Source organism: Nostoc sp. CALU 546, assembly GCF_048836525.1.
On sequence record NZ_JAWJTF010000012.1, the window covers coordinates 113,808 to 122,258 of the forward strand.

Below are 8,451 nucleotides of genomic sequence, written 5' to 3' on the forward strand. Positions count from 1 at the left end.
CCAATCCCCAGTCCCCAGTCCCCAATTACCCAAGATACCGTTGCAATAAACCAATAAAAACTTCTGGTATTTCCAAATGAGGTAATATTCCGGCATCTGCGATCGCATAAAAATCTTGAATTGCTCTTGGATTTAAATTTGCCAAGCGTTGTCCTAGCTTGATATTGGTAAATTGTGCCTTTTCTCCCCAAAAAATTACTGTGGGAATTGTCAATTGCTTAATATATAAACTCAGGTCAAAGTAAAGATCGCCCCGCAAAAATGCCAAGGCGGCAAACTTGGCATTAGGCTGTTGTGCTGAGGTTAAATAAGCCTGTACTGTCTCTTGGGATAGTCGTTGTGACTTAGCAAACAGAAAACTTTGTAAAAAATTTCGGACTGCAATTTCATTTTCAGCACCAAACATATAAATAAAACTGTCCAACAGAGGCGCATTGATTACCGAAAGCGGAAGTCTGCGTCCAGCACCCTGTCCAAAATCATCAAATCCAGAGGGGGACACCAAAAACAATCCTTTGAACAAATTGGGTTGAACAATCGCTAGGCGGATAGCAAAAGCGGCTGTGAGAGACGAGGCTACCACCGTCACCGGCTGGCGACAAGTTTGGATGATAAACTCTGCGATCGTGCTGAGATAATCCCTAATTTTATAATCCCGGACTGGATGAGCCGATTCTCCCCAGCCGATTAAATCTGGGGCTAAAATGCGGTAATTAGCGGCAAAAGCCGGGTAAACTTTAGACCATTCATAAGCAGATGCTCCACCACCAAAGTTATGGAGAAACAGTAGTGGGGGTAAATCTTCAGTATCAGCAATCGCCCAAGGTGCATTCGTTTGGGTATAGTAAACCATTGCCCCCAAGGATGTATGGATGACTTTATGTCCAAAGCCAGGAGGTTGAAACTGAAGCATAAAATTAAAAAGTTTAGTTTAGTTTAATTTGCATACAGTCAAACTAATCAGGAGCGGAGCCGGAGACGCTCCGCCTCCGGTCAGAATACATCTGTCTGAATAGTTCAAGAATCGGGAGAACATTTGATGAATCAATATACAGCAGAATTCAGAATTCAGTAGTCAGAATTCAGAAGTAAAACAGGCTTTATACCTGGCTTTTAGACTTAGCTTGTGTACCTCACTAACTTGAAATTCACTGTATCAATTACACTTGATTCTTTCTAAATTCTAACTTTTGGCTCCTGGGTGCTGAATTCTTGCAATTTATAATTCATAATTTACCCTTGCTTTTTCTCGGCATCTCCTGTGATTTGCACAAGTTGATGGAGGTTATCACCACTGATTTGATAGGCTCCGCCAAAACCAACTACAAAACGGCCTTCACTGGGAGTTAGCTGGAAAATCCGAAAGTCAGATAAGCCGCGCAAAACCTCGATAATTTCACCAAATCGCCCTTGAAATTGCTCAACAATTTGATTCCACTTGTCAGTTTCACGCTCTATCAAAGTTGCCGTACAATCAAAACTCAAACGACGACGCGCAAAAATTAGATTACTCTTAGCTTCATCCTCAATAAACAAGACACTAACATGAGGATTCGCATAGATATTTTTGGTATGAGTCGAAAGACCGCTGACGTAAATGTAGATATTCTTGGAGTCATCCATTACAAAGGGTGCATAACTAGCATTGGGTATTGCTTGGGCGCTCACAGTGCTAATGATTACACTCTCAAATGCTTCAGGAAACTTTTCGTACTCAGCTTGAATGTTTTCAAGTTGACTCATAAGTAAATTATCGCTAGGAACACCTAATTAAGTATCTTAACGTGATTGAGCGATATCTATGATGAGCCACGCCTACGCATGGAATACCCAAAAATAAAAGCGATCGCTCCCTTTAACTCAAGAGCGATCGCTAATTTTTGGATTACAGAATACAGTTTAACCAGCAACAGGTTCCAACAATTTAATGTCAGAGAAGATAAATTCCTGAGTAGAAAATTGTCCTGCTGTCTCGGTGCGAATCTCTCGACGATTTAGGATGAAATAGTCACCAACTTTTTCATACTCATCAATAAATTCGCTTCTACCACCCTTTTGTTCGCCAGTTTTGGGATCATGGTAAACAGAGTCATAACGGTGGGACAGGTAGCCTTCCCCGGTGTCGTGACTGCTGAAGGTGTCAATAGTTACAAAAGTACCGTGAATTAGACGGTGAACATGGCAGACTTCATTATTGCGGACTTTGTATTTATCGCCCTCAGCCTTACCGCCCATTAAAAGCTCAACCGCACCAGTTTCGTCAGTTTTGCCATAACTAAAGGTATTGGCGCTGTGAGTGTCTTCAAAGCTGCGGCGGACGCGGTGAATTGCTATCTCCCACGCTTGTCCATGAATTGCTTTCTGGGCTGCTTCGTCATCTACATCCAAAACTTCGGCTTTGAGATTGGCACTGATGATAACTTTGCCTGTAAATACTTTGTCATCATGCTTAAAAGTAATATTTGCGGTATAACCGGGGAAATTTTTGTCCCAAGTATAGCGGTTCTCATAAGCAGCCCGGAAAAGTTCCTGAGCAGAGAGTTGTGTAACTGTCATGTGCTTCTCCTAGTCGCTACTGTTAATTAGCGTTTTAGTTTCCTTGGTATTAGCATAGAAGTAATTGTTGAGGCTTGGATAGTCCCCAACTGGGTACACTTATGGCTAATTCTCTACACGCTGTATTTCATGCGATCGCTAATGTCCAGAATGAGCAAGAGTTAAGACTAGCTCTCACGGATAAAATTAGCGAGCATTTTGGCGTGCAAAATTGGGGTATTTATCTTCTAGATGAGCCACCAACCACTGAGATTAATGTTTCAGGCATTCCGGCAGTATGCTTAGAGAGCAATCCAGTGGGACGCTACGTGGTTGAACGTCATGCTCCCGCTCATGAACAGTTATTATTATCACCAGGAGACTGGAAGCATTTTTGCTCACGTTCTGATCACGAACACGTAATGACTGGGCCAATTGTTTGCGATGGTCGTCTTGTCGGAACGCTTAATTTGGCTCGTGACAAGGGAAATCCCGCCTTTAATGGCAATGATTTAGCTGACTTGAGCGCTTTATGCATTCATTTGTCAGCAAAAATGGCAACCCTACGGACAAAACCCAAAATATCCAATTCGCTTTTAGTAAGTCCTTTAACAGCGCGTGAGTTAGAAATTGCCGAGTTGGTGGCGCAGGGGTTAACGAATGCGGAAATTGGGGAAAAACTTTGGATTACGCAAAATTCCGTCAAACAAGCTCTAAAGAGGATGTTTCGGAAATTAAAAGTTTCGGCACGTGCAGAAATGGTAGCAAAGTTACAAGATATACAAGTTTCTTGAAGGAGACAGGAAACAGAGTACAGAAAGCAGAAGATAAGAATATTCTGGAGTTTATACCCAGTTTAAAAGAAGAATTGTATTGAGCATAGAGTGCAGCCAATACTTTTCGGTTAAGGGGCAAAGGGGAAAGGGAAAGGTTTGAATTCACCTTTCCCCCTTACCCTTTAACCTTTTCCCAGACCAAAAGAGAGATTGTTAGGCTTATCCGAAAAGTATTGAGAGTGCAGCGACATACAAAGCCTCAGCCTCCTGCCTCCTGCCTTCTGTTATAAAGACTCTAACTGATGATAATCTAAGATTGTTGAATCAAATTAAATAAAAACTTTTGTTTTTGACAGTTTTCTTTTTTGGACAATAGTAATATAAGTCGTAAATAAAGTCTTTAACAATTAAGACTTGGTTATGATTTAAGTAAGTTCTTAGAACTTAGTTAGTTTTTTAACAGGAGAAGTAGGGTGCTTAACAACCTTCATCAGTTATTATCTCCCCGTCAGTGGGGAATTTCCCTTGCGGGCTTAGGCTTACTTCTCGGTTTCGGCTGTATAGCCAAACAGACTCAAGTAGTATCAGTTAAAGATTCTCCATTATCATCGGCTCAGATTCAAAAAAGCTCATCATCGCCTCAGATTCCGAAAACCTCTGAAAACTCTCTTTTGTCGCAGCTTAGAAAAGTTCGGGAGCAGAGAAGTCAACTGAATGCGGCTTCTGGAGGCGGAAAAACAGTACCTACAATCACAGCGTTGGTTCCCGATACTCAGGGAACTACAAAAAGCGGAGGGGTGTTACCAAGAGCAAATTTCCCTGTACAAGATGGGATTTACCTCTATGGTCAATCACCAAAAGCAAACCAGCTTGGTCAAGGTTATATCATATTTCAAAAGCAGCAGGCCAAGGTAACGGGTGCTTTGTATATGCCCCAATCAGAGTTTAATTGTTTTCAGGGTACAATCAACCCATCAGGAGAGTTAGCGATGACGGTTAATAGTTCGTCTAACGAAGCCAACTCTAATCAGTCTAATCGGGTAGCTACAAGCAATAGCCTGCCTAGGATAGGTGAGGATGAGTACAACTCCTATGCTTACTCTGTAGCTTTGCAAGACTTTTACCGACTAAATTCTATCACTGCTAGCGATCGCCGCACGTTGCAAATGTGCAAATAATCTCCAACATCTTGATAAAGTCATTCCAAATCACTTCTGCATAATCGCCTTAGCCTAGCATGAAGACTTCGTAATTAATACATTTACCAATTTTGGTGTTCCATTACACCTACTAAGGATTGCAAGTCAAAGTCGCGATCGCGTTCACTTAGACAAATGCCAGAACTGACAACAGTCAAGTCTGTTTTTGCGTAGGCGTAGCCCGCCGCAGGCATCGCACTAGTACCGCAAGGCGTAATTCGTAATGACGCTCCTGCGTCGCTAACGCTGCGCTAACGTAATTCGTAATTAATTGTTTGCAAGGGTTTCAGACATTTAAAATGGTGAGATAGCGCGGTCTTCTCCCAAAGGGAGAGGCTAGCGCCAAGGGGGTTTCCCCCAGTATGTAAGCTTTTTCAGTTAGGGCACGAAGTGAAAATTTTAGGTTTTAGAAAGTTGATTTAAAATGAATCGAATTTCCTTCTTATTACACTGCTGTTTCTTAACAGCGTAAATCATTCGACCTGTATATGCCACAGAACGATGAATTACACCTTTGACAGCATCCGTCACATAATGAGTGGGTGGCAATGGCAAATCTTCAAAGGTAATTAAATACCAAATCTCATTTAGCTTCTGGTATTGATGATAATTATCAATGATGACAATATCAGTTTGTTCTTGTTTTTGCTTCTGCTTTCGAGGTATTTTCTCGGCTGCACAAAGAATTCCAGTTTCAGGATGAATATAGAAGCGATCGCGATAGCTTGTATCTAGCTGAATTCGATATCCTTGGTAAGGCTTGCTATAGAAACTACCATCAATTATTTCTACATGCCGTTCAACATAGTCCCACACATGATCGACAACATGCTGTCCGGCCATTGTTTTGGGATCTAATCGTTGACACAGTTGGCTGTAAACGTCATTCCAAGGCTGTCCAACTTGCGATTGCAAAAACCGACGCAGAGGGCCAAGATGGTCTGAAAGATATTTGGATTTTTTTATTGGTTTAATCAGGTAGGGATTCAACAATCCATCCTGAATTGCTTCCTCAGTGATTTTGTATAATTGCTTCTTAAAGCCAGTCACTTTTTTGAGACTGATTCTCCTTCCACCACGAGGACGCTCAATCACAATCTCGCTCAAACGATGTTCGCTCATATCTCACGTTGTTTAAATACAGTTGTACTAATTGAGTTGTTATTAAACATGAGTTAGCTAACATCATTGAACTCACCTCTTTATTAGGTAAAGGTTATAGATAAATCCGATTTAAATAAGTGAAATTCCGCACTCATTCATCCCTGCTGCAATTCCCAATTGTGTTTTTGACACATCAACAGAACGTCCTTCAAATCGAACATGAACCATTGCAATCACCTCTTGTTTGAATTACGAATTACGTTAGCGCAGCGTTAGCGACGCAGGAGCGTCATTACGAATTACGAATTATAAATTCATATTAGTGGAACCGTCGGGAATTGAACCCGAATCCTGCAACCGTCCGTTTGTTGGTTTCAGAGCAGTCGAACACCAATCGCGGCCCCAAAAGTAGGCACTACCGAAAGAAACTGCTAAACTAATCCCCAAAAAGTAGCATCTAAGGAATTATCAAGGTTACGAGAGGTTTTGGTTTTGCCTTTTGAGGAGGCTTTTATCTTTATATTACATTTGTAATACACAACTTACATAATGTCAAGAGGATACTACAAGTTTTTTAGGCATATTTTATCGAAGAAGGCAAACTCTGCTTTCAAAAACCCAGATTCTCACGAATTAATGAAAGAGCAAATAGGAGAAATTAGGTTGTGGTTAGAAAAAAAGTAGGAGTAGAGTCCTAGTGTGGAACTTAAAAACTGGTATTTTACTACTCACATTAGGTTGCATCGTTGCGACTGGTATAGCAGTATATATTCTTGGCGGCGTTGAACCAGAACAAATTCAAGCTTTGCTGAAATATTCTGGAATTTGGGCACCTGTTATTTATGTTGCTTTGTACGTTGTAGCAACTATGTTAGTTTTGCCTTCAACAGTACTCAATTTGACTGGAGGTGCAATTTTTGGGCCTTGGCTAGGAACTGTCTGGACTAGTGTTGGAGCTGTAATTGCGGCAATCATTGCCTTTGCTTTTACTCGTACTATTGGACGCGAAGCAATTGCAAAACGACTAGCAGGACGTTGGCAAGCTATGGATGCTGAGGTTCGTCGTGGAGGACTTTTTTATATGTTTGCTATACGACTAGTACCGGTTATGCCCTATGGCTTGGTCAATTTCGTCGCTGGACTGACGTCGATCAGTTTTAAAGATTATGTACTAGGTACAACATTAGGAACAGTACCGAGTGTCTTACCTTTTGTACTACTAGGTAGTTCTGGTTTGAAGGCAGTTAAGACGGGTGATTTCTTACCGCTAATTCTCGCTTTAGGCTTAACTGGAATGTTGGTAGCAGGGTCTACTTGGTATCGGAATCGTCGTACTTTTCCTAAAAAAGCTATAGAAAACCTTAAAAAATCAGACTCATCAGATCCAATTAACCCGAATAAGAAATAAACTATAGGACTCATATTTGATTTCTGAAAAAACTCAATACAACTAAGAAGCCTTCTTGACGCAAATTAGTTCAGAAATCAAAGCGGATTCCTATATGCTACCAAAGTATTCATTTGTTATTCCAATCTATAACGAAGAAGAAATTATTCCCGAACTATACCGTAGACTGAGTATAGTAATGAATCGGATGGATGGTATTGTTGAATTAATTTTGATCAATGATGGTAGCCGCGATCGCTCCCTACAAATAATACGAGAACTCCATCAAAAAGACCCGCGCGTTTGCTACTTGAGCTTTGCTCGTAACTTTGGTCACCAACTTGCAGTTACAGCTGGTCTTAATTTTGTCCGGGGTCAAGTTATCGTCATCCTGGATGCGGATTTACAAGATCCACCAGAACTAATTCCCGACATGGTTGAAAAATGGCGACAAGGGTATCAGGTCGTCTACGCTCAACGCAGTCAACGTCTCAAGGAAGGACGATTCAAGCGTTTTACTGCCTACTTCTTTTATCGTGTTCTGAAGAAGCTTGCAGATGTAGATATTCCTACTGATACTGGTGATTTTTGTTTAATGGATCGGCAAATTGTAGATATTCTTAATTCTATGCCAGAACGCGCCCGCTATATTCGTGGTTTGCGTTCTTGGGTTGGCTTTCAGCAAACAGCAATTAGGTTCGAGCGCGACCCTCGCTTTGCCGGGGAAGTTAAGTATACTTTCAGCAAATCTTTAGCACTTGCTATCAATGGTCTTGTTTCCTTTTCAATAGTGCCACTGCGGTTATCAACCTACTTAGGGTTAGTAGCAGCGGTGGCGGCCATCTTGATGGCTTTCTTAGTCTTGTATTGGCGTATTTTTGTCCCCAATTCGCCTTTAACCGGGTTTACGATTATTTTAATGGCAATTTTCTTTCTCGGATCTGTGCAATTAGTCAGTGTTGGTATCTTAGGTGAATATATAGGGCGCATCTATGAAGAAGTTAAAGCCAGACCCCTCTATACTTTGGCAGAGGTAGGTGGTTTCTATCATAAATCCTCCAACTCAACAAACAATTCTGACGAGTACCAAGTGAGCGTGGGAGACGAGGGCGCGAAATAGTTCAATAAAAATGCCTGAACCTATTTTATTAACCCAGATTTTTGCCTGACTTCTTTAGGACGTATTCCAATACTGCTTGGGTAAAGCATTTTAAACTCGGAATTGGGTTTTGGGTAAAGGTTAAAGGGTAAAGGTTAAAGGTTTTTTCTTTCCCCTTACCCGAATGGCACTAAGTTAATCGCAAAGCCCTGATATAACTTGCTTTTTGAGTGTGGGGAGTGTGAGGGGTAAGACTTCTTCCCCGTCCTCCCACACCTCCCACACCTCCCACACCCTGATGAGGTTTCAGCTTTTCTTAGTGCCATTCCCCCCATTGGTGTCAACTTAACG

The 8,451-nt window shown here is 41.4% G+C and carries 9 protein-coding genes; 4 read left to right on the forward strand and 5 right to left on the reverse strand.

The annotated features are described in order from the left end of the window. Positions 1–25: 25 nt before the first annotated feature. From RRG12_RS08990 to RRG12_RS09000, 3 genes are all read right to left on the reverse strand, one after another. Entirely contained in the window at positions 26–913 is an 888-nt protein-coding gene (locus tag RRG12_RS08990) for an alpha/beta fold hydrolase (protein WP_069071363.1), read from the reverse strand. 320 nt (positions 914–1,233) lie between these two features. Further along, positions 1,234–1,743, reverse strand: coding sequence for a HugZ family protein (locus RRG12_RS08995; protein ID WP_069071364.1), 510 nt, complete (start codon positions 1,741–1,743; stop codon positions 1,234–1,236). A 156-nt stretch (positions 1,744–1,899) separates the two neighbouring features. Next, on the reverse strand, positions 1,900–2,556 hold the full coding sequence (locus RRG12_RS09000) for a DUF3386 domain-containing protein (RefSeq protein ID WP_069071365.1): 657 nt from the start codon (positions 2,554–2,556) through the stop codon (positions 1,900–1,902). A gap of 101 nt (positions 2,557–2,657) precedes the next feature. On the opposite strand from RRG12_RS09000, the gene RRG12_RS09005 reads away from it, so the two are divergent. Together RRG12_RS09005 and RRG12_RS09010 are read left to right on the forward strand one after the other, a co-directional pair. Continuing rightward, complete coding sequence (locus RRG12_RS09005) at positions 2,658–3,329, forward strand: LuxR C-terminal-related transcriptional regulator (RefSeq protein ID WP_069071366.1); 672 nt, start codon at positions 2,658–2,660, stop codon at positions 3,327–3,329. Positions 3,330–3,784: 455 nt separating this feature from the next. Continuing rightward, positions 3,785–4,489 (forward strand): hypothetical protein, encoded by a 705-nt coding sequence (locus RRG12_RS09010; protein ID WP_069071367.1) that lies wholly within the window; start codon positions 3,785–3,787, stop codon positions 4,487–4,489. 83 nt (positions 4,490–4,572) lie between these two features. On the opposite strand, the gene RRG12_RS09015 is transcribed toward RRG12_RS09010, so the two are convergent. Beyond that, complete coding sequence (locus RRG12_RS09015) at positions 4,573–4,704, reverse strand: hypothetical protein (RefSeq protein WP_256091036.1); 132 nt, start codon at positions 4,702–4,704, stop codon at positions 4,573–4,575. 205 nt (positions 4,705–4,909) lie between these two features. Beyond that, positions 4,910–5,632 (reverse strand): hypothetical protein, encoded by a 723-nt coding sequence (locus RRG12_RS09020; protein WP_420759018.1) that lies wholly within the window; start codon positions 5,630–5,632, stop codon positions 4,910–4,912. Between the two features lie 679 nt (positions 5,633–6,311). On the opposite strand from RRG12_RS09020, the gene RRG12_RS09025 reads away from it, so the two are divergent. Continuing rightward, positions 6,312–7,022 carry a TVP38/TMEM64 family protein gene (locus RRG12_RS09025; protein WP_069071369.1) on the forward strand — a complete coding sequence of 237 codons (711 nt, stop codon included), beginning with the start codon at positions 6,312–6,314 and terminating at the stop codon, positions 7,020–7,022. Between the two features lie 94 nt (positions 7,023–7,116). Continuing rightward, positions 7,117–8,121 (forward strand): glycosyltransferase family 2 protein, encoded by a 1,005-nt coding sequence (locus tag RRG12_RS09030; protein WP_069071370.1) that lies wholly within the window; start codon positions 7,117–7,119, stop codon positions 8,119–8,121. Positions 8,122–8,451 lie beyond the last annotated feature (330 nt).

Bases quoted from the DNA above. Each gene is read 5' to 3' on its own strand.
- RRG12_RS09015 (WP_256091036.1), bottom strand. From the start codon at position 4,704: ATGCCTGCGGCGGGCTACGCCTACGCAAAAACAGACTTGACTGTTGTC.
- RRG12_RS09000 (WP_069071365.1), bottom strand. From the start codon at position 2,556: ATGACAGTTACACAACTCTCTGCTCAGGAACTTTTCCGGGCTGCTTAT.
- RRG12_RS09020 (WP_420759018.1), bottom strand. From the start codon at position 5,632: ATGAGCGAACATCGTTTGAGCGAGATTGTGATTGAGCGTCCTCGTGGT.
- RRG12_RS09030 (WP_069071370.1), top strand. From the start codon at position 7,117: ATGCTACCAAAGTATTCATTTGTTATTCCAATCTATAACGAAGAAGAA.
- RRG12_RS08995 (WP_069071364.1), bottom strand. From the start codon at position 1,743: ATGAGTCAACTTGAAAACATTCAAGCTGAGTACGAAAAGTTTCCTGAA.
- RRG12_RS08990 (WP_069071363.1), bottom strand. From the start codon at position 913: ATGCTTCAGTTTCAACCTCCTGGCTTTGGACATAAAGTCATCCATACA.
- RRG12_RS09005 (WP_069071366.1), top strand. From the start codon at position 2,658: ATGGCTAATTCTCTACACGCTGTATTTCATGCGATCGCTAATGTCCAG.